This is a genomic window from Ensifer sp. ENS07, assembly GCF_014852185.1.
GTDB lineage: Bacteria > Pseudomonadota > Alphaproteobacteria > Rhizobiales > Rhizobiaceae > Ensifer > Ensifer adhaerens.
Map to the genome: position 1 here is coordinate 157157 of NZ_JACVBE010000016.1, position 26756 is coordinate 183912.

General features: G+C 58.5%; 16 protein-coding genes and 8 pseudogenes. 14 read left to right on the top strand and 10 right to left on the bottom strand.

Annotated features, from left to right (window positions below; translation table 11 throughout):
* Positions 1-5: 5 nt before the first annotated feature.
* On the top strand, positions 6-683 hold the full coding sequence (locus IB277_RS32605; RefSeq protein ID WP_034800583.1) for a response regulator transcription factor: 678 nt from the start codon (positions 6-8) through the stop codon (positions 681-683).
* On the top strand, positions 680-2062 hold the full coding sequence (locus tag IB277_RS32610; RefSeq protein ID WP_159415888.1) for a sensor histidine kinase: 1383 nt from the start codon (positions 680-682) through the stop codon (positions 2060-2062). The genes IB277_RS32605 and IB277_RS32610 overlap by 4 nt, the downstream gene beginning before the upstream one ends.
* A gap of 7 nt (positions 2063-2069) precedes the next feature.
* Here the strand turns inward: IB277_RS32610 and IB277_RS32615 are convergent.
* Positions 2070-2928, bottom strand: a pseudogene (locus IB277_RS32615) (nucleotidyltransferase).
* Between the two features lie 558 nt (positions 2929-3486).
* Positions 3487-4677: a NosD domain-containing protein gene (locus IB277_RS32620; protein WP_159415889.1), complete on the bottom strand. Its 1191-nt coding sequence runs from the start codon at positions 4675-4677 to the stop codon at positions 3487-3489.
* Positions 4678-4681: 4 nt separating this feature from the next.
* Here IB277_RS32620 and IB277_RS32625 point away from each other — a divergent pair.
* Positions 4682-4930, top strand: a pseudogene (locus IB277_RS32625) (IS630 family transposase); the annotation flags it as partial.
* Here IB277_RS32625 and IB277_RS38370 read toward each other — a convergent pair.
* The 5 genes and pseudogenes from IB277_RS38370 to IB277_RS32645 all read right to left on the bottom strand — a co-directional run.
* Positions 4930-5122: pseudogene (locus IB277_RS38370) on the bottom strand (IS630 family transposase); the annotation flags it as partial. The pseudogenes IB277_RS32625 and IB277_RS38370 sit on opposite strands and share 1 nt — an antisense overlap.
* A 473-nt stretch (positions 5123-5595) precedes the next feature.
* Complete coding sequence (locus IB277_RS32630) at positions 5596-6621, bottom strand: ABC transporter permease (RefSeq protein WP_112984665.1); 1026 nt, start codon at positions 6619-6621, stop codon at positions 5596-5598.
* 31 nt (positions 6622-6652) lie between these two features.
* Positions 6653-8194, bottom strand: coding sequence for a sugar ABC transporter ATP-binding protein (locus IB277_RS32635; RefSeq protein WP_159415891.1), 1542 nt, complete (start codon positions 8192-8194; stop codon positions 6653-6655).
* 166 nt (positions 8195-8360) lie between these two features.
* Entirely contained in the window at positions 8361-9290 is a 930-nt protein-coding gene (locus tag IB277_RS32640; protein ID WP_159415892.1) for a sugar ABC transporter substrate-binding protein, read from the bottom strand.
* A 229-nt stretch (positions 9291-9519) separates the two neighbouring features.
* A complete protein-coding gene (locus IB277_RS32645; protein WP_060529656.1) occupies positions 9520-10332 on the bottom strand; it encodes a TIM barrel protein in 813 nt (270 codons plus the stop codon).
* Positions 10333-10651: 319 nt separating this feature from the next.
* On the opposite strand from IB277_RS32645, the gene IB277_RS32650 reads away from it, so the two are divergent.
* Positions 10652-11695: a capsular biosynthesis protein gene (locus IB277_RS32650; protein WP_192372742.1), complete on the top strand. Its 1044-nt coding sequence runs from the start codon at positions 10652-10654 to the stop codon at positions 11693-11695.
* Between the two features lie 29 nt (positions 11696-11724).
* Here the strand turns inward: IB277_RS32650 and IB277_RS32655 are convergent, their stop codons facing one another.
* Positions 11725-12756, bottom strand: a complete 1032-nt coding sequence (locus IB277_RS32655) for a LacI family DNA-binding transcriptional regulator (protein ID WP_060529654.1) — start codon at positions 12754-12756, stop codon at positions 11725-11727.
* Between the two features lie 164 nt (positions 12757-12920).
* On the opposite strand from IB277_RS32655, the gene IB277_RS32660 reads away from it, so the two are divergent.
* The 10 genes and pseudogenes from IB277_RS32660 (at position 12921) to IB277_RS32700 (ending at position 23607) form a co-directional block, all read left to right on the top strand.
* Positions 12921-14012: a fatty acid desaturase family protein gene (locus IB277_RS32660; protein WP_159415894.1), complete on the top strand. Its 1092-nt coding sequence runs from the start codon at positions 12921-12923 to the stop codon at positions 14010-14012.
* A 30-nt stretch (positions 14013-14042) separates the two neighbouring features.
* Entirely contained in the window at positions 14043-14360 is a 318-nt protein-coding gene (locus IB277_RS32665) for a MocE family 2Fe-2S type ferredoxin (protein ID WP_127890676.1), read from the top strand.
* A 49-nt stretch (positions 14361-14409) separates the two neighbouring features.
* Complete coding sequence (locus IB277_RS32670) at positions 14410-15636, top strand: NAD(P)/FAD-dependent oxidoreductase (RefSeq protein ID WP_159415895.1); 1227 nt, start codon at positions 14410-14412, stop codon at positions 15634-15636.
* Positions 15637-15682: 46 nt separating this feature from the next.
* The gene (locus IB277_RS32675) at positions 15683-16480 is read left to right on the top strand and encodes a 3-methyl-2-oxobutanoate hydroxymethyltransferase (protein WP_192372744.1); all 798 of its coding nucleotides are present in this window, start codon (positions 15683-15685) and stop codon (positions 16478-16480) included.
* A gap of 105 nt (positions 16481-16585) precedes the next feature.
* Positions 16586-17574 (top strand): annotated as a pseudogene (locus IB277_RS32680) (IS110 family transposase).
* Positions 17575-17976: 402 nt separating this feature from the next.
* Complete coding sequence (locus IB277_RS32685) at positions 17977-18795, top strand: sterol desaturase family protein (RefSeq protein WP_246812869.1); 819 nt, start codon at positions 17977-17979, stop codon at positions 18793-18795.
* Between the two features lie 569 nt (positions 18796-19364).
* Positions 19365-19839 (top strand): annotated as a pseudogene (locus IB277_RS32690) (transposase).
* Between the two features lie 50 nt (positions 19840-19889).
* A pseudogene (gene tnpB, locus IB277_RS39025) lies at positions 19890-20060 on the top strand (IS66 family insertion sequence element accessory protein TnpB); the annotation flags it as partial.
* A 163-nt stretch (positions 20061-20223) separates the two neighbouring features.
* Positions 20224-21850: pseudogene (locus IB277_RS38750) on the top strand (IS66 family transposase).
* 227 nt (positions 21851-22077) lie between these two features.
* Positions 22078-23607: a calcium-binding protein gene (locus tag IB277_RS32700; RefSeq protein WP_192372748.1), complete on the top strand. Its 1530-nt coding sequence runs from the start codon at positions 22078-22080 to the stop codon at positions 23605-23607.
* Between the two features lie 100 nt (positions 23608-23707).
* Here the strand turns inward: IB277_RS32700 and IB277_RS32705 are convergent, their stop codons facing one another.
* Both IB277_RS32705 and IB277_RS32710 read right to left on the bottom strand, forming a co-directional pair.
* Entirely contained in the window at positions 23708-25318 is a 1611-nt protein-coding gene (locus tag IB277_RS32705; protein WP_192372750.1) for a hypothetical protein, read from the bottom strand.
* 141 nt (positions 25319-25459) lie between these two features.
* Positions 25460-26546, bottom strand: a pseudogene (locus IB277_RS32710) (IS3 family transposase).
* Positions 26547-26756: the final 210 nt, after the last annotated feature.

Below are 26756 nucleotides of genomic sequence, written 5' to 3' on the forward strand. Positions count from 1 at the left end.
GATAATTGCGTATCTTGCTTGTTGAGGACAACCAGGACCTGGCCGAGGGCCTGTCGGCGATCTTGCGCGGCAGTGGCTATGCCGTTGACGTCGTCAGTGACGGTGCGTCGGCGCATGCGGTGGCCGCCACCGAAACGTTCGATCTTGTCATTCTCGATCTCAATCTGCCGGAAATGGATGGCCTCGATGTGCTGAGGGCGATGCGTGCTCGCCAGAACCGCGCCGCGGTCTTGATCCTGACGGCAAGGGGCGCGCCCGAAGAGCGGATCAAGGGGCTCGACCTCGGCGCCGACGACTACATGATCAAACCTTTCGACGTCGGCGAGCTCGAAGCGCGCGTGCGCGTGCTCTTGCGCCGTCAGGCGGGCCTCAGGGCCTCGACCGTCAGTTACGGCAATGTGTCACTCGATCTCAACACCCGCAGCTTCTCGTCCGGCGGCGCGCCGATCGAGATCCCGGCGCGCGAGCTCGGACTTCTTGAGCTTCTGTTCATGCGTGCCGGCAAGGTGGTCGCCAAGGATGCGATCATGCAGTCGCTGACAGGGTTCGACGACGACTTGAGCTCCAACGCGATCGAGCAATATGTCAGCCGGCTGCGCAAGCGGCTCGCACCGCATGGGCTGACCGTGCGCACCGCCCGCGGCATCGGCTACTATCTCGACAAAGCGGCCGGGCCGGAATGAGGACGACGGTCTATTCCCTCCGCCGGCGGCTGCTTGGCTGGCTGTTGATCTCGACGGTAGTGATCGGGGTCATCGCGCTGACGGATACCTATCGGGAGGCCGTGACGACCGCCAACGTCGTTTCCGATCGGGTGCTTGCCGGCTCGGCGCTGGCAATCGCCGAGCGCGTGGTCGTGGCGGAAGACGGGTCGCTCGAAGTCGACATCCCCTATGTCGCGCTGGAAATGCTGACGTCGGCCGCGCAGGACCGGGTGTTCTACCGGGTCGACGGCCCGCCCGGCCAGTTCATCACCGGCTACCAGACGCTGCCGTCGCTGGCGGAGGAGCCCGGCGCATCGACCACATTTGCGGATTCGATCTTCCGCGGCGAACCGATCCGCATTGCCGCCCTTCGCCGCTCCGCGTCAACCGGCATCAATTCCGTGCCCTTCGTGGTCACGGTTGCCGAAACGACAATTGCGCGCCGACATCTGGCGCAGACGATCCTGGTGCGGTCGGCGCTCCGCCTCGGCATGATGATAGCCGGTGCGGCGGTGATCGTCTGGATCGCGGTTACGTTTTCCTTGCGGCCGCTCTACCGATTGGGCGATGCGATTTCGGAGCGCAGTCCCGACGATCTGCATCCGATCGGCGAGAGGGTGCCGAACGAGGTTCAGGGCCTCGTCGATACCGTCAATTCCTTCATGGGGCGCTTGCAGTCGGCGCTTGATGCGCTTCGCAATTTTACCGGCAATGCCAGTCACCAGCTTCGCACGCCACTCGCCATCATCCGGACACAGCTCGCCTTGGCGCAGCGCGCCGGTTCTATAGAGGAGACGCATGGCGCGGTGAAAAAGGCCGACGAAGCGGTTGCCAGTGCCGAACGCATTCTGCGGCAACTGCTTTTGATGGCGAAGATCGATGCTGCCGGCAAGAACGAGGCCCGTATGCTCGAGCGTGTCGAACTAGTCGAACTCGTGCGGGGAGTCACCGCGGAACACGTGCCGGCGGCGGGAGAGGCCGATATCGATCTTGGCTTCGATGGTGCGGGCGAAGCCTTCATTCGCGCAGAGCCATTGCTCGTGGCCGAGATGCTGAAGAATCTGATCGGCAACGCTTTGCTTTATGCCGGCCCTGGTGCCGAAGTGACGACGCGTGTTCTTGTAGACACTGGATCCGTGTCGCTTGTCGTCGAGGACAATGGCCCCGGCATTCGAGCAGAGTTGCGCGAGCAGGTGTTGCGCCGCTTCGAGCGCGGAGGAAGTGAGGCGCCGGGCTCTGGGCTAGGACTGCCCATCGTCGAGGAGATTGCCGAACTCTACGGTGCGACGACCCGTCTCAGCGAGGGGGCCGACGGACGGGGCCTCAAGGTCACGATCCTGTTCCCGGCGACCACGTAGTCGGGCATCATATTGAAGCCGGAGGGATCCGCTCGAGATGGGTGAGGCAGGCGTCCTCAACCTTGGAGAAGAGTATCTCCGTGCGTTGCGCGAGCTAGCCAGTCCAGGGCTTGGCTGGAGATGTCATAATGCAGTGAATAACGCGCTTTGACGCAGGCCTCATTGAGAACGTTGAACCACACTGCGTAGCGCTGCGGTTGCTCGGGCCAGACCTCGAACAAGTCTTCAGCACGGTCCTCCGCAAGCCCTCGAAGGAAGCGAAGATGGTGCGGTGACGGACTGTAGTTTGTCAGGACGCGAAGGACCGTTGCGTACACCTGCTCGATGGATTGATGAAGCAGCAAGGCCGCCGCTTTCAGGTTTCCCTCGTCTACACAAAAGCGTGGAAGCCTGTCCGTGAAATTCCGGATGCAATCGCGCTGCTTCTTTGGTGCTCAAACGTCCGGGAGGTGCCAAAGGCTCATTGTCGAGATCGTACAGCACGATCCACTCGCGAGCGATATCAACGAAGAAATATCGGCCCTCGCGGAGTTTCACCTCCCGGAGGGCATGCACGATCACGCTGACCGGTCGCGCATCAACCGATCATTTGCCCGGTTCCAGTAGGTTGGATCGGTAAGCTTCTTATTGTTGACGATGACCAGAATGTCGAAATCCGAGCGATATCCCTTCTTGGTGTAGGGCTCGTCGACAAAAGTGCCGCGACCGTTTGAGCTGAAGTGAACTATTTTCAGGATGCGGCCCCGTTTCTTGAAGTCGGCCGAGGCGCCCTTCAACGCGTCATCGAATTCCTCATGGATGATCTCGACCACGCGACGAGGCTGTTCTCGTTTGATCGCGGGCAAGTGGTCGAGGCTCGTCTTCACCGGCAACAATCCTTCAATTATGAATCGGTACCTTGCCGAAAGGGGCGGACCAATTCAACAAAGCAACATCGACGATCCCTTTGCAATCGCTTCGCAAAAATTGTCGGAAAGCTGACGGTGAAGTTCGAACGGACGTTAGGGGCGTCCAATGCAGAACCACGACGCTTCCCGCAGACGGGCAAGGTCGCGACTGGACGAGTTGTCTTAGCGTCAGATTCAGATTTCTAGGGCGCTAGTCTAGATGACTGCAATGAGCAGCGAGCTTGCGACGACAAGAAGCGCTATCAGCGTCGCAAGAACGATAAAAAACAGTTCCCGATCGTACTTCGGTATTGCAGCTCTTTGCACTCTCACCTCTAGCAGCAGCTGCTCAAGATCTATCGGTCGTGCCACACCCTGCTGGCATGGTGCCTTCTTTTCCCTAACAAAGCGCTAAATCCAAGGCGCGCTCCGCTTCCCAGGATTGGTTTTTCAGGCGCCAATTCCAGATCGACCAGTCGATGCCGACGGGTATCTTCGGAGGGCTGTCGCATCCGATTACTGCGGCGGCGCTGTGCACTAGCCGCCAGTCGCAATGTTCCCGTCAATCTTGTTGCTAGGATCGTCGTTGCGGATCAGGCTTTCGGAGCCGCCCACGAGCCGGTTATTGCGCACAACGTTGTTCTGGGCGAAATCGAGGTTGCTGGCGCTGCTACCGAATGGGTAAGCCGGATCCTTGAAGCAATAGCTGCGGTTGCCGTTGCGCGAATTCAGCCAGATTGCCGGCTGCGCGAGGAATGAGGACGCGTAGCGGAACGTGTTGCCAGTGACCTGATTATATTGCGGCTTCTGATGGCGGATCACGCCGGCCTCGCCACAGTTCCGGTACAGGAATACGCCGCCGTTCTCGGAGTTCTGGAAGGTGTTGCCGGTAATCCTGTTGTTGGCCGATCCGTCGATAGCGATCATTTCCCGCTTTTCGGTAGTGATCCCGAAGACATTGTTGCTAATAGTGTTGTTTGCAGACTCTGCGTCCAGGTAGATGGCGACGGAAGTAGATTTGCCGTTTATCCGCGAGTTGACCAGTGCAGCATTGGTCACCCCTGGGCCAACGTAGAGCGGAATGCCATCCGGGGCAGTGAGGGTGACGCTATCGAGGCGCACGTTCTTGGGAGCCGATGCCTGGGCAAACGCGGTATGGTCGGGGTTGCGCGAGGAGGCCTTCATCAACGCGCCGTCGGCGTTCTCGCCAAGACCGGATATTCGCACGAAACCGTTGATCTTGCAGTTTCGGATTGTGATGTTGGATGGGGCTTCCCATTGCCCCGAGGTTGTCTTTTTGGAGCGAACGGCTATCGCCGTTTTCTGTTTTCTATCCGCGCCAGCACTTGCGTCTATTGTTGCTCCGCCACAGTCGAGTACCGTTCCGGATGCGCCGCTTCCTTCCAGAATTAGCGGGTGGTTGACGACGTCGGCCGAAGATAGCTGAACACTGCAGCCAATCGAAATCGGGTTCGTACCGGGAGCCAATAGCTTTCCTCGGACGTCCGAAGCACAGGCAGGCGCCTGATCGACATTCTCAACTGGTGTCGTTTCGGGAACGGGGGGCTGAGTGGAAGGAACATTGGACTCGTTTTTATCCACATTGTCGCTTCCGGAAAATTGCGGGGTTGCACGTAAAGCGGCGTCGGCCACGAGCGCGAGATCACTTTGGCAGCCCCCGAGTATTGAGCTCAGCGCAATCGAGAGTATCCACTTTGTGGGTTGCATCTTCCGCTGGACCTTCCACTTCGTTCCGACATCCTGTTCCTGGTTGAATGCCGTCGAGGGTTTCTTCGCAAAGCTCACTCGACGAAGACTGAAGAATGGTGTCTTTCATTCCGTCGTTGATCTTCAGGCAGCCATCAACCGCTTTATCAAAGAGCACAACGAACAGCCGAAGCCGTTCATCTGGAAAGCAGACCCTGACGACATAATCGCAGCCGTCAGACGTGGGCACCAAGTGTTGGAATCAAACCACTAGTGTGCAACCAAACGCGATGATCTTCTTGAACCTCGTAGCCGTGCAGTCTGCTCGCCATCTCTGGCCCTCGCAATCCAGCGGATTGCTGTCCAAACTCCAATCTCGAACCGGGCTCCGGCCTGTCGCGGAAACGCTTTTCGCCGACATTTTCAATTCCCGCAATCGAAGATCATGGCTCAGTGCTCGTCCCAACATCCACCTCTCCAGAGTGGATGTTGAATCAGCTTCGGCCTGCGCCGTCACTTCACATTCGATTCATCGATCGCAGGATCTGCTCTAGCTACGCCCAATCGGTTGTCTGACTGCCGTCAGACCAGCGTAGGTTCTGTCTAGCGATCACGCTGGCCGAAGAGTGAAGCTGTCTCGCGGGTTTGTACCCGCAGCATAGCGTTCCAAAGCTGAAGAACGAAACGCGGCTGAAACTGGCTCGCAAGCTTGCGCTGCGACAACATGGGAAGTCTCCAATAGTTTTGAACGCCTGTCTTATAGTGCATCGCCAAGGATTTTGCCAGAGCGCGTGCGCCGGGGCAGCCCTGCGCGCCAAGCATATGTGGAAAACGGCTTGAGCCTGGCGATATAGCCTTCTGAACAAAATAAAATGCCGGGATGACTTTCGTCGTCCCGGCCAGTTGGCTTCACTGGGAGGAGAGTATTGCTTTTGGGACTCAGGCCTTCTTGCGGTTCTTCTGTCGATAGACGTCGATGACGACAGCCGCGACGATGATCAGGCCCTTGACGATTTCCTGGTAGTAGGCGTCGACCCGAAGGAAGGTGAAGCCTGAGGTCATGACGCCAAGGATGATGGTGCCGATGACCGTGCCGGTGACCCGGCCGACACCACCCGTCAGCGAGGTTCCGCCGATAACGGTCGCGGCGATCGCGTCGAGTTCGTACATGACGCCCATGCCGGCCTGTGCTGTCTGGGCACGGGCAGCCGTGACGACACCGGCGAGGCCTGCCAGCATGCCGGCAATGGCATAAACCTTGATCAAATGCGCCTCGACATTGATGCCGGAGACACGGGCTGCCTGGACATTGGCGCCGATCGCATAGGTGAACTTGCCGTAGCGGGTGTAGCGCAGCGCGATGTGGAAGATGAGCGCGACGACCAGGAAGACGATGACGGGCCAGATGCCAGTTCCGATGAAGTTGAACTGATCGGTGAGACCCGAGACCGGCTGGCCCTTGGTGTACCACTTGGAAATGCCGCGTGCCGAAACCATCATGCCGAGTGTGGCGATGAAGGGCGGGATCTTCGTGCGGGCAATCAGCTGGCCGTTGATAAAGCCGGCGAGTAGCCCGATGCCGATGCCAAGCCCGATCGGGACGATCGCCGGCATATCGGTGAGCGACGGATAGAGCGCGCGCGGCCAGGTGGAGGCCTGGGCGACGCTTGCCGAGATCATCGCCGTCATGCCGACGACGGAGCCGGAGGAAAGGTCGATGCCGCCCGTTATGATGACCTGGGTGACGCCGACGGCGATGATGCCGATGACCGAAACCTGCAGGATCATGATCGTCAGGCGCTGCGGGTTCATGAGGAAGCTCTGGCCGACGAAAATCCAGCCGAGGATCTCATAGACCAGCGCGATGCCGATCAAGACCAGGAAGATGTTGAATTCAGGCGGTAAGCGGCGCCTTGTCGCTGAGAGCGGTGCGCTCGCGCCCTGTGCGGCGACATTGGTATCCATTTTCATTCCTCCCTTTGGGGTCGTTTCCCGCTCAGCTCGCGGCGAGCTCCATGACCTTGATCTGGGTTGCTTCGGCCCTGTCGAGGAAGCCGGTGACGCGGCCCTCGTGCATGACCATGATGCGGTCGCTCATACCGAGCACCTCGGGCATCTCCGAAGAGATCATGATGACGGCGACGCCGTTGCGCGCGAGTTCGGTGACGAGACGGTGAATTTCCGCCTTGGCGCCGACATCGATGCCGCGTGTCGGCTCGTCGAGGATCAGGATGCGCGGATTGGTGAGCAGCCAGCGGCCGATCAACACCTTCTGCTGATTGCCGCCCGAGAGATTCTCGATGCGCTCCTGCAGGTTCGGCGTCTTGACACGCAGCTTGCGGCTCATTTCTTCGCAGGCCGCTGTGACCTGTTTTTCGGTGACGAAGCCGCCCTTGACGAAACGATCCTGGAGCACGGCAATCTGCATGTTTTCGAGAATATCGAGGATCAGGAGACAGCCGGTGTCCTTGCGATCTTCAGTGAGAAACGCCATGCGGTTCCTGATCGCCGTGTTCGGACTGTCGATCGAAAGGGTCTTGCCGTCGATTGAAATCGTGCCCGAGCTTGCCGGCGTCACACCGAAGAGTGTTTCGGCGACATTCGAGCGGCCGGAGCCGACGAGACCGGCAATGCCGAGGATTTCGCCGGCGCGGACGTCGAAGGAGACGTCGCGGAAGACGCCGTCAAGCGCCAGGTTCTTCACCGACAGCACGACGTCGCCGATCGGAACCTCCTCCTTCGGAAACATCTGGGTGATCTCGCGACCAACCATCATGCGGATGATGTCGTCGCGGGTAACGTCGCTTGAGGCGTGGGTGCCGATAAACTTGCCGTCGCGGAAAACCGAGAATTCGTCGGCGATCTCGAACAGCTCGTTCATCTTGTGGGTGATGTAGACGATGCCGATGCCCTGTTCGCGCAGATCCCGGATAATTTCGAAAAGGTGCGCGACCTCGCGCTCGGTCAGCGCAGACGTCGGCTCGTCCATGATCAACACGTCGGATTCGTAGGAGACCGCCTTGGCGATCTCGACCATCTGCCGGTTGGCCACCGACAGGTGACGCACTTCGATTTCAGGATCGATCTTGATTTTCAGGCGATCGAACAGGAGGGCGGTGATGCGCTTCATCTCGCCGTGATCGACGAAGCCAAAGCGGTTCTTCGGTTCGCGGCGGATCCAGATATTCTCCGCCACGGTCATGAACGGCATCAGGTTCAGTTCCTGATGGATCATGGCGATGCCGTTTTCGAGGGCGTCGAGCGGCGACTTCAGCCGGATCTCGGCACCCTTCAGCTTCACGTCGCCCTTATCGGGCGTGTAGATGCCGGCGAGGATCTTCATCAGGGTAGACTTGCCGGCGCCGTTTTCGCCCATCAATGCGTGGACCGTGCCGCGCTTCAGCTTGAACTCGACATCGTCAAGCGCAACGACACCGGGGAATTCCTTGCGGATCCCTTCCGCAGAAAGAAGATATTCGGCCTTCGGTACCGCGCCGCTGGCGCGCACGGCTGCCATCGTTGTCGGACTAAGCGTCATGTTCCTTGCCTCCCCGTCGTTTCCGGCTGTCGCGGAAAGTCCTCATCGCTGGCGGGTGACCAGCCCATTTTACCGCGTACGGCATCCATTGGACGCAGAGATTTGCGGTCGGACCTGCATTTTTCGAATGAGAGCGCGGGGTTTCCCGCGCTCTCTATTGCGGCGATCAGTTCTTCGCCTGGTACTTGTCGAGGTTTTCCTTCGTCACAAGCTCGAAGGGAATGTAGACCTTCTTGTCGACTGCTTCGCCCTTGGCAAGCTTCAGCGCGGCATCGACAGAGCCCTTGCCCTGGCCGGCGGCATTCTGGAACACCGTGACGTCGAGGTCGCCTGCAGCCATGGCTGCCAGAGCGTCCTGCGTCGCGTCGATACCGCCGATGACGACGCTATCCATCGAACGACCGGCGGCCTTTAGCGCCTGGATCGCGCCGATCGCCATTTCGTCGTTGTTGGAGATGACGGCGTCGAACTCAAGCCCGGCCGAAAGCCAGTTCGTCAAGAGGTCCGAGCCTTGCGTGCGCGACCAGTTGGCGGTCTGCTCCTCGACGATCTCAATGCCCTTGCACTGGTCGGTGGCAAGCACGTCGTGGATGTCCTTGGTGCGCATGCGGGCCGCCTGGTTTGACAGTTCGCCCATCATCACGACGGCCTTGCCCTTGCCGCCGAGCATCTTGCAGATTTCCTGCGTCTGCAGCGTGCCGGATTCCTGTTCGTTCGACGCGACGAAAGCCTGCTTTTCCGGCAGCGTGTCGACATTGACCGGTTCGCGGTTGACGTAGACGAGCGGGATGCCGGCATCCGCAGCGATCTTCGACATGGCAGCCGTCGCATCCGTATCGACCGGGTTGACGATGATCGCGGTCACGCCGGCGGCGATGAAGTTCTGGATCTGACTCTGCTGTTTGGAGACGTCGTTCTGCGCGTCTTCGATCTGCAGTTCGACGCCATCGAGCGTCTTGGCGTAGTCGGACATGCCGTTGCGCAAGACCGTCAGGAAGTTGTCGTCGAAAAGGGCCATGGATACGCCGATGGTCTCGGCATGGGCTGCCGTCGACATCATCACAGCCAGCGCTGTGCTGAGCACGAATTTCTTCATCGTCTTTCTCCTCCACAATGGTGCCCGGCGCCACCTTCTCCTGCCGGGGACGCAATGCCGGATTGCGCTCATTCATTTCAAAAGCGGCACTCCCGCTGCGCTTTTGAATAAAACGGAATAAACGAACCAGCAAATTGCGATTACGGAATATGTATTCCATTTTATACGGGCGCCGTCAAGGCCTGATGCGGCGCCCACTGTTGATTTGCCGGCCTCGCGCCGGGGGAGCTTAGATATGGCTTCGGATGTAATCCACGCTCTGTCCCACCGCGGCGGCGGGATCCGCCAATCCGTGGACTTCGGCGGCAAATGGCTCAAAGGAGAGTGGCCCTGCATAGCCCGCCGCGCGCAGGCGCCGAATCTGTCCGACGTTGTCGAGCAGGTCGCTCCGATCGACGAGGACGCGGTGCGAATCACGCAGGTTCGCCACCGCGACACGTTCATCCGCGACCCCGGAAATGTGGATGAGGCCGGTCATCTCAGGATAGATTGCAGGCTCGCCGGCGAGGTGGTGGTGGAACGTGTCGTGCACCAGGCGGAAGGTCTTCTCACCGTCGACGGCCTTGATGGCCTCAACAGCCTCCGTCTTCGAGCGCAACGAGCAGATCTCGAAGCCGAGCGGTTCGACGAGGCCGATGATTTCGGCCTTTTCGAGCATCGGCTTCAGTGCGGAAAGAGCTTTGCGAAGATTTGCCTGACGCTCGCCATCGGCCTGGCCCGTGCCATCGTTGACGGGAACTAGGACAAGGGCCTTGGCGCCGCAGTCGCGCGCATAGGCGATCAGTTCTTCGGCTTCGGCCTGACGGGTCTCGTTCCATTCGTTGAAACGTTGAAGGGCATTGATCGAGATGATCGTGATGCCGTGACGGCCGGCGAGGGCGGCGACATCCTTCGCCGGCGTGCCGTCCAGGATGGCGTTACCGGTGAGATCGTTGCGGATTTCGACAGAGGTCATGCCGAGCGATTTGGCGAGTTGGAAAAAGTCGCCAAGCGGTAGATTCGGCGTCGTCATGTGATTGAGGGCGAAGGGCAGGGCGGTCACGGGAATGTCTCCTCCAGTGGGGTGGCTATGGGTTATAAATGGAACGTTCATTCCATTTATAACCTTGCGGACAATTCGCCAACTGTCGGAGCGCAGTCAAAGAGCACAGCGCGAAAAGGCCTTGCATTGCTGCAAGATTGTCTTTCGTCAGTGATGGAATTCTCTCATTCCTGCGTGGGTACCAAATTCTCTCTGACATGCTTCCCAGTGGTTAAGAGATCTCCGATCGCTCCTGGTTCAAGTTGGCAATTGCATTTCTGAAGGGGAGATGGTTTTTGGCCGGACGAAGTTGAGAATTTTAGCGGCTTGAGACAAAGGGATGAACGAGCTGGACGAAGTATCGCCAGAAACAACGCGCCCCTGGCACCCGAGATGGGGTTCCAGAATAGGGGCATCCTTTTTCGTGCAGCAGGCATTCCCCTGGCTGCGGAACTACTTCGGGGATGCGCCGCTTCATTCGACGCTGTCATCTTCACTCGACGGGATCGTCTCTTGGGGCGGTCGGTTGCCGGCAAAGGCAGCTATCCGTATTGCACGCCTCAGAGGTCTGCCGCATTGGCACCTCGAAGATGGCTTTCTACGCTCCGTGGGTCTGGGCAAGGAAGGCAGTGTGCCGATTTCGATTGTTATCGACGACAAAGCGCTTCCGGTCGAAGCGGGTCGTGCCTCGCGTCTAGAGTTGTTGATCGCCGAAGCGGGTCGTACGGAGTTCACAAACACGGGTGCCGCCATCCGGGAGGCCCTGGTGGCGAACAAGCTTTCTAAATACAACAGCTTGCCCCACCATAGTCCGCGCATTGAACGCACTAACCGGCGCAGGGTGCTGCTCGTGGATCAAGTGTACGGGGATGTTTCCGTTGCAAAGGCGCTCGGATCGCCGGCGTCCTTTCATCGGATGTTGGATGATGCCCTCGCTAGCGGCGCTCAGTGCGTTGTTCGGACACATCCAGATGTGATCGCCGGCCATAGGCGCGGCTACACGACAGAGCGGGCTGCCAAAACGCCCGGGATCATCTTGATGGCGGACAAGGTCTCTGCCGCCTCAATCCTCGAAATCGTAGATGAGGTCTGGACGGTGTCCAGCCAAATGGGCTTCGATGCGCTTTTGCGGGGATTGCCTGTCCGTTGCTATGCAACGCCTTTTTATGCGGGCTGGGGTCTTACCGACGACCGATCGGGCAAGGCTTCGCAAAGCACCTTGCGTCGAAGGTCGGCGGCGCGCCCAACGCTCGATCAACTCACCTTTGCGGCTTTAAGTCTCTATCCAGTGTATCGCCATCCTGAGACATGGGTGCAGTTGGATACACTGGCGGCCATTGATTACCTTGTGAAAGAAATTGCACAGACGCGGCGCGAGGCGTAGCGCCGTCATTCTCACGAACCACCATCTGCCTAGATATTTTCCGGTGTGAAGAGGTCGAACGGCAAGAAGGTTTGCCCCGGCGCTCCGGTCGGGCCCTTGTCTATCGCCTGGATCATCAGGTTGATCGTTTCGCGCGCGAGGGCGGCCGTCGGGGTCGATATCGCCAGGGTCACGACATCGTCGCCAAGGGCCGCACGGGAATCCGGTGTCAGCTCGTTGACGACCGCGATCAGTTTTCCCTCAAGCTTTTCCTCGCGGATCGCCGAGATCGCCCCTTCCATGCCGCCGCCGCAGACATAAAAGCCGATCAGGTCCGGGTGGCGCTGCAGCAGATTGAGCGTAGCTTCATGGGTGATCTCGGCCGTGTCGAGGTTAACCATCGTATCCAGCACTTCGAAATCCGGCGCGTGCTCACGGAAATAGGAGCGAAAGCCAATTTCCCGAAGCTCGTGGCCGAGAAAGCGATGGCTGCCGACGAAGGCAGCGACCTTGCCGGGGCGTTTGGCCGCCTTGGTGATCATCCACGCGGCCGTGCGGCCGACCTTGTGATTGTTGAGGCCGACATAGCCCTCGCGAACGCCGGCGGCAAAATCCGAAAGCAGGGAGAAGACCGGAATGCCGCGTTCCTTGAGTTCTTCTATCGCGGTGGTCACGGCCGGGTAGTCGGGAGCGACGAGCGCAATGGCTTGGTTCCGCGTCGCAGCGGCCCGAAGCTTTTCCGTTATGGCCGATGGGGTGGAATTTGCCACGAAATCGACCTGGGCGAAGACGCGGGCATGCGACAGCGACAGTGCCGCGTTTTCGATTTCCTTCGCAACCGTTTGATAGAAGGCCTGCTCCGGCTTTTGCAGCACAAAGCCAAGCCTGTATTGCGGCAGGTCCTCAAAGACGCGCTGCCGGATCAAGCCCACGGCGTGATAGCCGATTGATTTAGCAGCCTCATAGACCCGGCGCGCGGTCTCCTCACGCACGGGATGGCGCCCGTTGAGTACGCGGTCGACGGTGGCGACGCTGACGCCGGCAGTGCGCGCAAGGTCGGCAATGGTCGGACGGTTGCTCATCGTGGCTCCTGATAGGTTTGTATCACGCGTGAAATGCGGGTTATGACAACATTTGAAAGAATATTTCATTGCTGCATTGAGACCTGGCAAAAGTCAACCTATCGTCATTGCACGACATAAGACGTCTCCGGCCAGATCGGGTCGGACCGCGGGGAGGAGCGCAAATGACGATGATGCCGACGAAGCGAGACTACAGCCTGCTTGGCCGGGATGCCCAGGCGGCGGTCGCCAACGGTCTCTCGGCCGCAGAGTGGTATCACACCGACATTCCGCGCAAGCAGATGAAGGAACTGATGAAGCGCGAGGATGGGCCGGCCATCCGCGACACTGCGATCTGGCTCGGTTGTCTCGTTCTGTTCGGTGCACTCGGCATCACCCTCTGGGGCACGTGGTGGGCCGTTCCGTTCTTCCTTGCCTATGGCGTTCTCTACGGTTCCGCCTCCGATAGCCGCTGGCATGAATGCGGCCATGGCACGGCGTTCAAGACGATGTGGATGAACGATGCCGTCTACCAGATCGCCTGCTTCATGATCATGCGCAATCCGGTCACTTGGCGCTGGAGCCACACGCGTCACCATACGGATACGGTGATCGTCGGCCGGGATCCCGAAATCGCGGTCATGCGGCCGCCGGATCTCCTGCGCCTCGTCCTCAATTTCTTCGGTGTGCTCGACGTTTGGCACGCGATGATCGACATGGTGCGCAACACGTTCGGCATCATCAGCGCCGAGGAAGCGACTTTCATCCCTGAAATGGAGCAGCCGAAGGCGATCTTGGTCGCACGCATCTGGTTTGCGATCTATGCGGCCACCATCGCCGCCTGTTTCTATCTCGGCTCGATCCTGCCGCTGATGCTGATCGGTCTGCCCAGGTTCTATGGCGCCTGGCACCACGTGCTGACCGGGCTGCTGCAGCACGGCGGCCTTGCCGACAACGTGACCGACCATCGGCTGAACAGCCGCACCGTCTACATGAATCCGGTGAGCCGCTTCGTCTATTGGAACATGAACTACCATGTGGAACACCACATGTTCCCGATGGTGCCTTATCACGCGCTGCCGAAGCTGCACGCCATGATCAAGCATGATCTGCCGGAGCCGAACCCGTCGATGCTGCAAGGCTACCGAGAAATGATCCCGGCCTTTCTGCGGCAGTTGCGGAACGAAGATTACTTCCTGAAGCGCGAGCTGCCGGCGACGGCAAGGCCCTACCGGGAGGAATTTCACAGCGATGCGATCGTGCACGCAGCCGAATAACCAACCGATGCCAGGAAATGGGAGGAAATCATGAACGGAAACTGGGTTGAAGTCTGCGCAGCGGACGAAATCGACGAAGAAGATGTTATCCGTTTCGATCACGACGGACGCACCTTTGCTGTCTACCGCAGCCCGGACGACGAGTATTTTGCCACCGACGGGCTCTGCACCCACGAGCATATTCATCTCGCCGATGGCCTCGTGATGGACGACATCATCGAATGTCCGAAGCACAACGGCCGCTTCAACTACAAGACCGGCCAGGCCAAGGGCGCGCCCGTTTGCGTCAACCTGAAGACCTATCCGGTGAAGGTCGAGGCCGGAAGCGTGTTCATCGCGCTCGGCTGAAGCCGCTCTCGATAGGATTGGGCTCGCCGCGGTGGGCAGGGAGGTTGAGATGGGTTCTATCGTCATCGTGGGCGCCGGCGAATGCGGGGCAAGGGCCGCCTTTGCCCTCAGGGAAAAGCAATACGACGGCAAGATCACACTGATCGGCGCAGAACCGCATCTTCCCTATGAGCGGCCGCCTCTTTCGAAGGAAGGGCTCAAGGCAGAGGTAGCGCCGAAATATGTCGCTGATGCCGAGCGCTACGCGGCAGCAGGGATCGAAGTGCTGACGGATATCCCGGTCATGGCCATCGATCGCGCCGAAAAGCGCGTGACGCTCGCAGACGGAAGCAGCATCGCCTATGACCGGCTGTTGTTGACGACCGGTGCGCGGGCGCGAACCATCGCCGGTATAGATGAGGTGTCACGCCGCATCCGCACGCTTAGAACCCATGCCGATTCTGAAGAGGTCCGCCGCGCACTTTCGCCCGGTCGCAAGCTTGCGATCATCGGCGGTGGCTTCATCGGTCTGGAGCTCGCCGCTACGGCGCGCCGGCTCGGTGCTGCCGTATCGCTTATCGAAGGGTTGCCGCGCATCCTTTCGCGCGGCGTGCCGGAGGAGATCGCCGCAATTGTTGCCGCGCGGCATCGTGCAGAAGGCGTCGACATACGATGCAACGCGAAGATCGAACGTATCGACGCGGACGAAGGCCGTGCGCGCGTCGTTCTCGCCGGCCGCGAGACAATTGAGGCCGATCTCGTCGTCGTTGGCATCGGCGCGGTCCCGAACACGGAGCTTGCAGCCGTCGCCGGCCTTTCGATCGAGAACGGCATTGCGGTCGACGCAACGCTTCAAACCAGCGACCCGGATATCTACGCCGCTGGTGATTGCTGCTCGTTCCCGCTCTGTCACTATGGTGATCGTCGGATACGTCTTGAGGCGTGGCGCAATGCGCAGGATCAGGGGACGCTCGTTGCCGGCAATCTACTCGGCGGGGGCGAGGCGATCACCAGCGTGCCGTGGTTCTGGTCCGACCAGTATGATCTGACACTGCAGATCGCGGGGCTTGCCGAGGGTGCTGCAACGACCGTGCGGCGCGAACTTACCGACGACGCCTTCATTCTTTTTCATCTCGACAATACCGGTCGGCTGCTTGCGGCTTCCGGCATCGGACCGGGCAATGCGGTCGCGCGCGACATTCGGCTTGCAGAAATGCTGATTGCAGCCCGAAAACGACCGGATCCGCAGGCGCTCATCTCGCCCGAAACCAAGCTCAAAGCACTCCTCGCCGCCTAGAGTGAGCGGCAAATCATCCTTCTTTCATGATCTCCGGAGCCTTCTCATGAAAAGCCACCGTCCGACCGTTGCCGATCTCTTGTCGATGAAAGGCAAGCGCCAGCTCACCATGCTGCGCGTTGAAACGCTGGATGAAGCCGAAGCGGCCGAAACCGCCGGCATCGATCTCGTTTCCGTTCCCCCGACGCTCTTGGGACCGGAGTTTCGCGAGGTTGCGCCGACCTGCTTTGCCTTTCCGGGCCTCGAATATGGCGACTACGTCACGGCGGAAGAGTACATGCGTGCCGCCTTCAATGCGTTGAAGGCCGGCGGTGACGCGGTCTATTGTGCTGCAGGACTTTCCACCGTCCGGCGGATGCGCGAGGAGGGCATTCCCGTCTGCGGCCATGTGGGTCTCATCCCCTCCAAGGCCACCTGGACCGGCGGTTTTCGCGCCGTCGGCAAGAGCGCGGCGAGTGCGCTCGAGATCTGGCGACAGGTCAAGGCGCTTGAGGAAGCCGGCGCCTTCGCGGCAGAAATCGAGGTCGTTCCGGGAGATGTCGCTGGGGCGATCAGTGCCAGAACCTCGATGCTGATGCTTTCGATGGGAGCGGGTTCCGGCTGCGACGCCCAATATCTTTTCGCCGCCGACGTGCTCGGCAGCAATCGCGGCCACGTACCGCGCCACGCCAAGACCTATCGCACCTTTGCCGCCGAATACGACCGGCTTCAGCGGGAACGGATCGCCGCGTTCTCGGAGTTTGCCGCGGATGTGCACTCCGGCAGCTACCCGCAAGAGAGACACCTCGTCGGCATTGACGGCGCGGAATTGCGCGCATTTCTGGCCGAACTCGAGCGCGGCTAGACCGTATGTTCGTCGGGTGAAGGTGGCCCGCCCCCGCGGTAAGCTGAATTCGGGGGTTGCTCTGGATAGTCCGGAGCCTTGCCCCATGCTTAGCGAGGGCGAACCATGAAAGACGATAGCGTAATTTTCATCGGCATGGATACGTCGAAGTTGAAGATTTCAGTGGCCATTGCCGATGGAAGCCGCAACGGCGAGGTACGGTTTTTTGGCGACATCTCCTCGGAGCCGGCAGCAGTGGCATCGATGGTCAATAAGCTTTCAAAGCGCGGAGCCAAGCTTCACTTTTGCTATGAGGCCGGCCCCACAGGGTACGGTCTTTACCGGCAGATTGTCGAACTGGGGCATGACTGCGTGGTGGTGGCGCCATCGCTGGTACCCAAGCGTGCCGGCGACCGGGTGAAGACAAACCGCCGGGATGCCCTAAGTCTGGCGCGCCTGCACCGGGCGGGCGAACTGACCCCGGTCTGGGTTCCGGATGAAGGCCATGAGGCGATCCGTGACCTGGTGCGGGCCCGCGAGGCTGCCAGCGATGCACTGAAACAGGCGCGTCAGCAACTTCAGTCCTTCTTGTTGCGTCATGGCCGGATCTATACCGGCCGCGAACCCTGGACGCGTGCCCATACAAGATGGCTGACGTGCCAGGCCTTCGATCATCCCGCCCACCAAATCCTGCTGGCGGAATATTGCCAGGCCATCGAGGATGCCTGCGTGCGCCTAGATCGGCTGACCAAGCTGGTAGACGAAACCGCGGCATCCTGGTCGATGGCCCCGGTTGTGGCCGCCTACCAAGCGATGCGCGGCGTTGCATTCATGACTGCGGTCACTTTTGTCGTCGAAATCGGCGACATCAGGCGCTTTGATAATCCCCGTCAGTTGATGGCGTATCTCGGTCTCGTGCCGTCGGAAAGCTCAACGGGCGAACGGGTACAGTTCGAGAGATTGCTTGGAAAGCCCAGGTGCTACTTTGCGCGCGCTATCGAAAACTGATGGCGGCAGGCAAGCCGAAAGTCGTCGCTGTCACCGCCATTGCCCGAGAAATGTCAGCATTCCTGTGGGCGATTGGACAGGAGGTCGCTCCCACGGCAAGAGGCTAAATGCCGACGGCCAGCTTGGACAGAGACCCCCTAATCCAAAAATTGAAATCATCTGCTGTTGGATAAAGATGGAGGCAGGGCTCCCGGTGGGGAACCCTCGCGGGCTCTATGTGGCGGATAAATTCCAAGCCCGAGACTAGACAGAGGCAGCCCCAGACGAACACACGGAAATGCGGTACCAAACCCGCGCATAAGAGTATGCCAGCCGTCGTCTAAATGCCCTGTCTCCTCCTTTATTCAACAGCTTCACGCATGTGCTTTCGTCGTCAAAACCGAAAAGGATGAGTCATGACTAAAGAGCTTGCAAACGAACATAAGAGAGCCCGGATGGCTTGCGCGGAAGAGGGGGCTTGGTATATTCCACGCGCCAATTCAACTTTTCTTTCCGCGACGGATCACGATTTGAGCGCCCTTCTTCAGGACAGTCTCACCTTTGTCGGCTTGCTGGCAGCGATTTATGCAGCGACGGTGGCCCTGTACTTCATCCTGGGCTACGGCATCACCCGGCTCAACGACCGCAATCCCGAGCGCCGCATTCAGAAGGGACGGCGCGGCGAGAAGCGCAAGGCCATCGAGATCCGCCAGAGCATGGCCTCGATCCTCGTCACCTGCACGTCGGTCGCGATAGGCCTCTTCGTCCAGTACAAGGGATGGACCCTGTTCTCGCCCTGGGCGTTCAGCTGGTGGACGGCCGTCCCGCTCTTTGTGCTCTGCATGGTGCTCTTCGACGCTTGGTTCTATTTCGCCCACCGGCTGCTGCACACCAAGCTCTTCTATAAGTACCATCTCCTGCATCACCGCAGTGTCGCGCCGACGGTCTGGAGCAACGACTCGATTGGCCTAGTCGATACCGCTATGAGCCAAGGCTACTACGCCGTCATCACGTTTCTCGTGCCGTTCCCGCCGATCATCCTTCTGGCCCACCGCCTGTTCGATCAGATCAACGGCACCTTCGGCCACGCCGGCTTCGAATACTTCGCCTCACGCACAGCGCGGTATCCTTCGCCAATGCTTTGCACGACCTATCACGACCAGCACCACGCCGAATTCAAGTACAACTACGCGAACTACTTCTCGTTCTGGGACCGCGTGATGGGCACGGTCGCGCCGAACTATGATCGGCGGGTTGAGGCTTTTGAGGGCGAGGCACCGGCGATAAGCTTCAGGAAGACCTCAACTGCTGCCGTCAGCGATATAGCAGGTTCCGCGGCAGAAAATTGAGGAGCTAGGTTGCGGGAGAATTTCGGCAAAACTGCAAGGTGTACCAATACCGCAGTCGTCCGTGTGACGATCGGCCTATTCCCGTGAGTGGACTTCAGCAAACTGGGCCTACCGAACTGATTTGCCTGACTCGATGGTCTTCTTTGAGCTTTGGACTTCCGGTTCCTTGGTCGGTCTTTATGTTTTGCCGCACAACTCGCTCAAAATGCTCCATTGAATTGAGGCGGTAACTGATCGATTTGAGGGTTCGCTGCGCCAACTTTAACGTTTTCTGTTCGCTGAATCGGCTCGTCTTCATCAAAATCTCCTCGATCATAAAGCCGGAGAAAATTCTACTTTTGAAGTCCGTTAATCGGCGGGGGATTGCCGGATGATTCCTTGTTGCTCCATACGGTACCGCATCCGCCGACGTAGATTAGACCGTCGCGCGGCCAGCAGCAGCCGGCCAATGCCAGGCGCGGCATACGCAACTGCGACGTATGCGCCACCTACATCCCATTGATTCCGTGTGTGTTTCTGAGCATTGAGGCATCTGCCACAAGGTTTTTGGCAAGAGCTGGAGATTTGGCATGGCAGATGGTGAGGGATTTGTTGGGCGCTGTGAAATTCTCGAGCCTCGTCGTGGAAACCGGCGATGGCCCAATGCTGTGAAAGCGCGGATTGTTGCGGAGAGCCTTCAGCCTGGAGTTCGGGTCGCTGACGTTGCGCGTCGTCATGCTCTCGTTGCGCATCAGCTTTCTTGCTGGGACGACAAGCACGTCAGGGTCTTCTGGCGCTGCCTGCCGAACTGATGCCAGCCATTGAGGACGGGTCTATCGAAGCTGCCTTGTGCCGCTGGCGATCGCAACGGAACTGAAGGAGGCTGCCGGTGCATCGCCGGTTCCGGAGCTGGTCGAGATCACTTCAGGGATTATGATAGTAGAAATAGGCGACGACCTGGTGGTGAGGGTTCCCGGCGATGTGCCGGTTGATCGGGTTGCGGCCTTGGTGCGAGCGATGCGAGGGACAGCACGATCGTCGCGGGCCAACGCTTACCGATCCTGATCGCGACGCGGCCGGTGGACTTCCGCTGTGGCCATCAGGCCCTGGCATTGATGGTGCAGACCGAATTGAAGCTTGATCCGCATTCCGGGGTCACCGTGGTCTTCCGGTCGAAGCGCGGGGATCGTTTGAAAATCCTGGCATGGGATGGCAGCGGAATGGTGCTGACCTACAAAATCTTGGAACAGGGAAGCTTTGCATGGCCGAAGGCGCAGGATGGAACGATGCGCCTTTCGCGGGCTCAATACGAAGCGTTGTTCGAAGGGCTCGATTGGCGACGGGTTATGGCGCAGCGGATGATAGCGCCGACTGCGGCAGGATGGCTTACCTGTTCGGTTTTGGCATTGTTTTATTGGGCTTTTCTGCTTCGATTTGCTATGAAGCTGCATGTCGCGGCCCATCGATCTCAGCCAGTTCCCGGACCTTCCCGCCGAGGTATTGAACGCCTTTGCGGCGGTGCAGTTCGAGCTGTCGGTGGAGCGTGCGGCACGTCAGCAGGCGGTGGTGGCCGAAAAGGACGCCTTCATCACCGAGCTGAAGGAACTGATCGAGAAGCTTGAGGGCCAGGTTCAGGACTACCGCCGCACGAAGTTCGGGCCGAAATCGGAAAAGCTGGATCCGACGCAGATGGAACTGGCGCTGGAGGACCTGGAGACGGCCATTGCCGAAACACAGGCAAAGATCGCCGTCGTCGAGGAAAAGATCGCGGCGAGCGGACCCGATATCGGCAAGGACGTCCCTCGCAAACAGCATAAGACGCGCGCGCTGCCGTCGGTCGAGCGGGTGATCGAGCCCGACAGCATTGCCCCTATGGTTGCGGCAAAATGGTTCGGATCGGCGAAGATCGGACGGAACGGCTCGATCAAATTCCGGCGTGCTACCAGGTGATCGTCACGACCCGCCCGAAATACGCTTGTCCCAAGGGCCGCACGGGCGCGGTTCAGGCCAGAGCGCCGGCGCATTTGCTGGAAGGTAGCTGGCCGACCGAAGCCCGGTCGGCCCAGGTCGCCGTGTCGAAGCATTCCGAACATATGCCGCTCAACCGTCAGGCGACAGTCGTGGCTCGGCACGGAGTGCCGAGCGACCGCACCGTCCTGGCAGATTGGATGGGCAGGACGGGTGCTGCGATCGCGCCGGTGGTAGACCACATGGCCATGATCCTGAAACAGGGCAGCTCAAGACTCTATGTCGACGAGACCACGGCTCCGGTGTTGGATCCGGGAGGCGGCAAGACCAAAACTGGCTATCTCTGGGCGGTTCTGCGCGACGATCGCGGCTGGAACGGCTCTGCGCCGACTGGTGTGGTCTTCCACTACCGGCCTGGGAGTAAAGGCGAATATTCCGCAGAAATCCTCGACGGCTTCAACGGCACGATCCCAGTCGATGCCTATGCTGGCTACTCGCGCCTCGCCACACCGGACCGCACGGGCGGCGATCGTTGAAGCTGGCCTTCTGCTGGGCGCATGGCCGCAGAAAACTGATCAAGGTCAAGCCGAAGAAGGGGTCGCCCCTCGTCGACGAGGCGTTGCTGCGTACCGCCGCTCTCTACAAAATCGAGGACAGCATCCGAGGCCGTTATCCCGGACACCGCCAGGCTGTGCGCCAGAACCTGTCCCGTCCGCTAGTCGATGAGTTCTTCACCTGGTTGTCCGCGCAGGCCGCGCGCGTCTCGCGCAAATCCGACCTCGGCGTGGCCATGGCCTATATGCTGAGACGACAAGACGGGCTTCCGGCTGTTCCTCCATGACGGCTGCGTCGACATCGATTCAAACCTGGTCGAAAACGCCATAGCAGCCCGGCCATGAACCGTCGCAACGCGCTATTTGCAGGCCATGACGAGGGTGGCCGAAATCGAGCCCCCTTTGCCAGCCTGATCGGCAGCTGCAAAATGAATGGCGTCGAACCCTACGCCTACCTGCGAGATCTCCACATCAGCCTGGCCAATGGTCATCTCGCGAATGATATCGACGCCCTCATGCCATGGGCCTACGCGCAACGGACCAGCGCCTCATAGTGAGCTCGTCAGGGACTCTTCGATGAGCTCACGGGACATCCGCAAGCGATAGTCCTGACCGTTGCAACGCAAAATCAATGGGTGGAGACGCCGCATACGCTGCGACGATGTGTACGTGTCTACATCAAGACCACGTTGAAAGCGCTGGTACATTGCGAGTCCGACGTATTCCGGCTAAGAGTCTCGGATACAACGTAAGCGGGACAAGGCGGGGTTGGGGGATTAAATTGCCAACTATTAAAGGGAATAACAGCAACAATAAGTTGATCGGCGATAGTGATGTCTTCGGTGTCACGAACTACATTTATGGCTACGGCGGCAACGACGTCCTAACCGGCGGCTTTCACGCGGACAACTACATTTGGGGTGGCAGTGGCAACGACATCATTGATGGCGGTACGAGGATAAACCGGCTACACGGCGAAGAAGGCGACGACACCATCACGGTCAGTTGGAGCGATACCGATAGCCAGATTTATGGTGGCGCCGGAAACGACAATCTGACCGGCGGCGATGGCGGTGTTTTTTTTGATGGGGGCACTGGCGTCGATGTTATGGACGGCGGCGCGGGCGCCGACGTCTATATGGTTGATAATACACTGGATCAGATCATCGAAGACTGGTTTCCGCCCTATGACAATATCGTCAATCCCACCGATATTGTACGCACAAGCACCTCATACGCCCTCTCCAGCGCCGCGCGCATCGAGCTTTTTGAGACGGCAAACGCCGCAGGAGCGATAGCGCTTAACCTGACCGGCAATGGCTTTTCCCAGAAGATAAAGGGGAACGCAGGCGCTAACATTCTCGACGGCAGGGCCGGCAATGACGTCCTCATCGGCGGCGCCGGCAATGATGCGCTTATTGGCGGAGACGGCAGCGACACGCTCCTGGGAGAAGCGGGGGGCGATCGTATCGACGGAGGCGTTGGGATCGACACCGCGTCATACTCCAGCGCCTCGGTAGGGATAACAGCGAGCCTCCTGACGCCATCGAGGAACACCAACGACGCTAAGGGCGATACCTACCTTTCCGTCGAAAACCTTATCGGATCGCGTTACAACGATCTTCTCTACGGAAACAGCGAAAAGAACCTCCTCCGAGCCGAGTCCGGTAACGATTACATCGACGGTGGTCTCGGGGCGGATACGATGAATGGCGGCGGCGGAAACGACACTTACATTGTCAATGAAATCGGTGACATCATTGATGAAGTCTCACAAAGCGGCAGCGGCACTGACACGGTCAAGTCGTCGATTTCCTTTAGCCTCGTCGCCAGCGCCAAGCTTACGGGAGCGGTCGAGAACCTGACGCTGCTTGGGGCGGGAAATACGAACGCCACCGGCAACAGTCTCGCAAACATTTTGGTCGGCAATAGCGGAAACAACATTCTGAATGGTTCCGCGGGGAAAGATAAGCTAGCCGGCGGGCTCGGCAACGACACCTTCTTCTTCAACTCAGCGCTCAGCGCGACCACGAACGTTGACACGGTCACGGACTTCGATGTGGCCGCCGACACGATCCGGCTTGAGAATGCGATCTTCACCGCGATCACGGGGACTGGGAAATTGACCGCGGACCAGTTCGTCAAAAACACAGCAGGTCTGGCAGCCGACACGAGCGATCGGATCATATACGAGACGGATACCGGCAAGCTCTTCTACGACAGCGACGGCAGCGCCGCTGGCGGCTCGGTTCATTTCGCAACTATCGGTGTAAACCTTGCCGTGACATTGTCGGACTTCTTTATTGTGTGAGAGCCACGTTTGGCTATCGCCACGTTATAAGACGGCGTCTTTCCGATCCAGAGCAACTCCACTGCCACCCACTTCGTAAGGGACGAGAGGCGAGATCGCTTCACATAAAAAAATCGCTAGATTGATTGGCCTGTAGTGGGCTGACAGCATCAACCGTTACGGAAACGTGCTTGTCAGGAATGAGGAGCTCTTCAGCCCCGTAGAACTGAAACTGGCTTTTTGGGAGCTCCGATATCGCGAAGCGATCCCACTTGGTTCCGACCCACCTCCAGAGGCTCGCATCGATTATCTCGAAATCAATCCTCCCTGGGTTCCCAAAAAGCTTGATAGGGAGGATCGCGACGTCGGTATCCTGATCTAGAAAAATACTGTATACATCCTTGCCGTTAATCTGTTTGTTGTATTGCGCAATTTCGCCCGCCACGGGAGCGTCTGTGACATTGCGACCAACGACAGTTGTGCCCCAATCCCAGGGATCCAAATCAGGATCATCGAATGTGAAGAATATCTGCACCCCCTTATGGTCAAGCCCTGTCGTTGCTCCATCATCCTCAAGCATGAATTTGACGTCGACAGCGCGTGCAGCAGTTGTAGTGACCACATCGACAGGCTTGATATAAGGCTGCCTTACCGGCTCCACATCTTTTACATGGACGGAGAAAGGAACGAATGGAGTGAAAGTCTCTCCGACTGCCCAGTCCATGGTGACGCCGGCCTTAACATATGTCTGTTTCACGAGGTCAAACAGCGGGCCAAGGAAATCCGCTCGTTCCAGCGTCACAAAACACCCCTCTGACTTTCCCCCGTCCTGACCGATATGTATTTGAATGTTGTCTCTTCCCGGAACATTAAGTAGTTCTATCCGCTCCCCCTTCGAGCCATTGTTCCGAAAGCAGGCTGCGTAATTTTTCGCTTCTATTGGCGTCGCCTCATCGTAGAAGCCGTCGACGCTCATTTTCTTTTGGCCGTTAATGAAAAAGTTAAGCGAACATTCGCCATCATCTCGGCGCAAGACTTCGACAAAGCACTTTGCCGCTGGAACGATGTCCCCGTTAGAAAGTTGAATTCTCTCGAGATGATCAACAGAGTAAAACTGCGACGCATACTTTATTGTAAGCGCGCTATCATTGTCTCTGTTTTCTAAAAGCGAGAATGGAACTGTTACATCTGTCTTGAATACCAGGGTATCATTCCCTGGCCCCAAATCAAAATTCATCCCAATTTTCGACGCAACGAATGTATCGTTCCCGTATCCCCCAAAGAAAAGTTTTGTCTCATCAAAATTCTTCACATCTACGTCAGAGAAATGCACAGTATCATTTCCAGATTTAGCATTGTAGATGGTATTTCCACCGTATACTTCAGGAAGCGTGGCCCGCCCCCTGAAGTCAAAGACATCCGCCCCGTCCGTAAAGCCTCTCAGCTTTACGTCGACGCCATAGTCGTTATCTGGGTCAGAATTATCGGCAAGGCTCGAATCATTGTTCCTGGCCACCAAAGTTCCCGTTCCTAGGCGCGCAGTCACGGGCGTATTCGCAGAAAAATAGCCAGAGCCTGTATTAAAATCTGTATTCTGAGACACGTCGCTTGAATTATTTGACGCTCGGAAATCCCCTCTCAATTCCACCACAACGATGTCGGCCTTTAAGAAGCCGTAGTTCAATAAGTCAAAATTTATGAGAGATTTTCGCGGATCGATCTTGAGGAACATGCACCCCTCCAGTGCTCAATCTTTAATAATTAGGTAATCCTAATATAATGGCGCCGAATACGTAAATGCAAGCGAAATTTCGCGACCCCGATCAGTTGTTACGGTAATCCTCCCGTTTTTAACGGGGCGCTATTGTAGAATTCACGCGGCCATTTTCAGTTTCTGTGCGGGTGTGATGCCGCCGATACCCTATTGGGCCGTTCGTTGTTATAGGTCCATAACCATTGCGTGGCGAATTCCTGTGCCTCCTCGATGCTTTCGATGATGTATTGATCTAGCCATTCATGGCGAACGGTGCGGTTGTAGCGCTCGACGTAGGCATTCTGCCGCGGCTTTCCGGGCTGGATATAGCTCAGGGCAATGCCCTGCTTCTCGGCCCATTCCATCAGTTTGCCGCTGACATATTCCGGGCCGTTGTCGACTCGAATGGCAAAGGGTTTGCCGCGCCATTCGATGATCTGGCTTAGGCTTCGGATGACGCGTTCGGCCGGCAGCGAAAAGTCGACTTCGATGCCAAGCCCTTCGCGGTTGAAGTCGTCCAAGACGTTCAACAGCCGGAATTGCCTGCCATCCTCCAAACGGTCTGCCATAAAGTCCATGGACCAAACCATGTTCGGCGTTTCAGGCACGGCCAGTGCATCCGGCTTGTCCCGCTTCAACCGCTTTCGTGGCTTGATCCTGAGGTTCAGTTCCAGCTCGCGGTAGATGCGGTAGACGCGCTTGTGGTTCCAGCGGTGTCCCTGAACGTTGCGCAGGTAAAGGAAACACAAGCCGAAGCCCCAGGTCTTCTTCGCCCGCGTCAGCCCGATCAACAGGTCGGCGATCTGCTCGTTCTCGTCGTTCAGCTTGGCGCTGTGACGATAGCAGGTCTCGCTGACACCAAAGGTGCGGCAGGCGAGTGCAATGCTCACCCCGCGCAACGCCACCGCTTTCCCGACCATCTCCCGGCGTTGAGATGGCCGCGTCACTTTTTTCCAAGAGCCTCTTTGAGCAGTTCCGCCTGCATGCTCATTTCCGCATACATCTTCTTGAGCCGTCGGTTCTCCTCTTCCAAAGCCTTCATTTGGCTAATCATCGAGGCATCCATACCGCCATATTTGGCCCGCCACTTGTAAAAGGACGCCGTGCTCATGCCGTGTTCCCGGCACAGCTCCGGTACCGGTACACCGCCTTCCGCCTGGCGCAGGATTGCAAGGATTTGGGGTTCGCTAAATCTGCTCGTCTTCATCAAAATCTCCTCGATCATAAAGCCCGAGAAAATTCTACTTTGAACCCCGTTAATGCCCGGGAGGATTACCTTTGGGCCGCATCCCGGGAAGTGTGTTCGCGACGAAAACCCCGCCGAAGCGGGGCTTTCGTTAGAACGAGTGCCAGCTTTAAACGATGAAATCGCTTGCCTGGAGGTTGACCGCAAGGTCGAGGTGGATTGCCATGTCAG

Coding starts and splice junctions, on each gene's coding strand:
- IB277_RS32655 (WP_060529654.1), bottom strand. CDS start 12,756: ATGAGCAACCGTCCGACCATTGCCGACCTTGCGCGCACTGCCGGCGTC.
- IB277_RS32650 (WP_192372742.1), top strand. CDS start 10,652: ATGAACGAGCTGGACGAAGTATCGCCAGAAACAACGCGCCCCTGGCAC.
- IB277_RS32630 (WP_112984665.1), bottom strand. CDS start 6,621: ATGGATACCAATGTCGCCGCACAGGGCGCGAGCGCACCGCTCTCAGCG.
- IB277_RS32610 (WP_159415888.1), top strand. CDS start 680: ATGAGGACGACGGTCTATTCCCTCCGCCGGCGGCTGCTTGGCTGGCTG.
- IB277_RS32665 (WP_127890676.1), top strand. CDS start 14,043: ATGAACGGAAACTGGGTTGAAGTCTGCGCAGCGGACGAAATCGACGAA.
- IB277_RS32675 (WP_192372744.1), top strand. CDS start 15,683: ATGAAAAGCCACCGTCCGACCGTTGCCGATCTCTTGTCGATGAAAGGC.
- IB277_RS32705 (WP_192372750.1), bottom strand. CDS start 25,318: ATGTTCCTCAAGATCGATCCGCGAAAATCTCTCATAAATTTTGACTTA.
- IB277_RS32670 (WP_159415895.1), top strand. CDS start 14,410: ATGGGTTCTATCGTCATCGTGGGCGCCGGCGAATGCGGGGCAAGGGCC.
- IB277_RS32660 (WP_159415894.1), top strand. CDS start 12,921: ATGACGATGATGCCGACGAAGCGAGACTACAGCCTGCTTGGCCGGGAT.
- IB277_RS32640 (WP_159415892.1), bottom strand. CDS start 9,290: ATGAAGAAATTCGTGCTCAGCACAGCGCTGGCTGTGATGATGTCGACG.
- IB277_RS32620 (WP_159415889.1), bottom strand. CDS start 4,677: ATGCAACCCACAAAGTGGATACTCTCGATTGCGCTGAGCTCAATACTC.
- IB277_RS32635 (WP_159415891.1), bottom strand. CDS start 8,194: ATGACGCTTAGTCCGACAACGATGGCAGCCGTGCGCGCCAGCGGCGCG.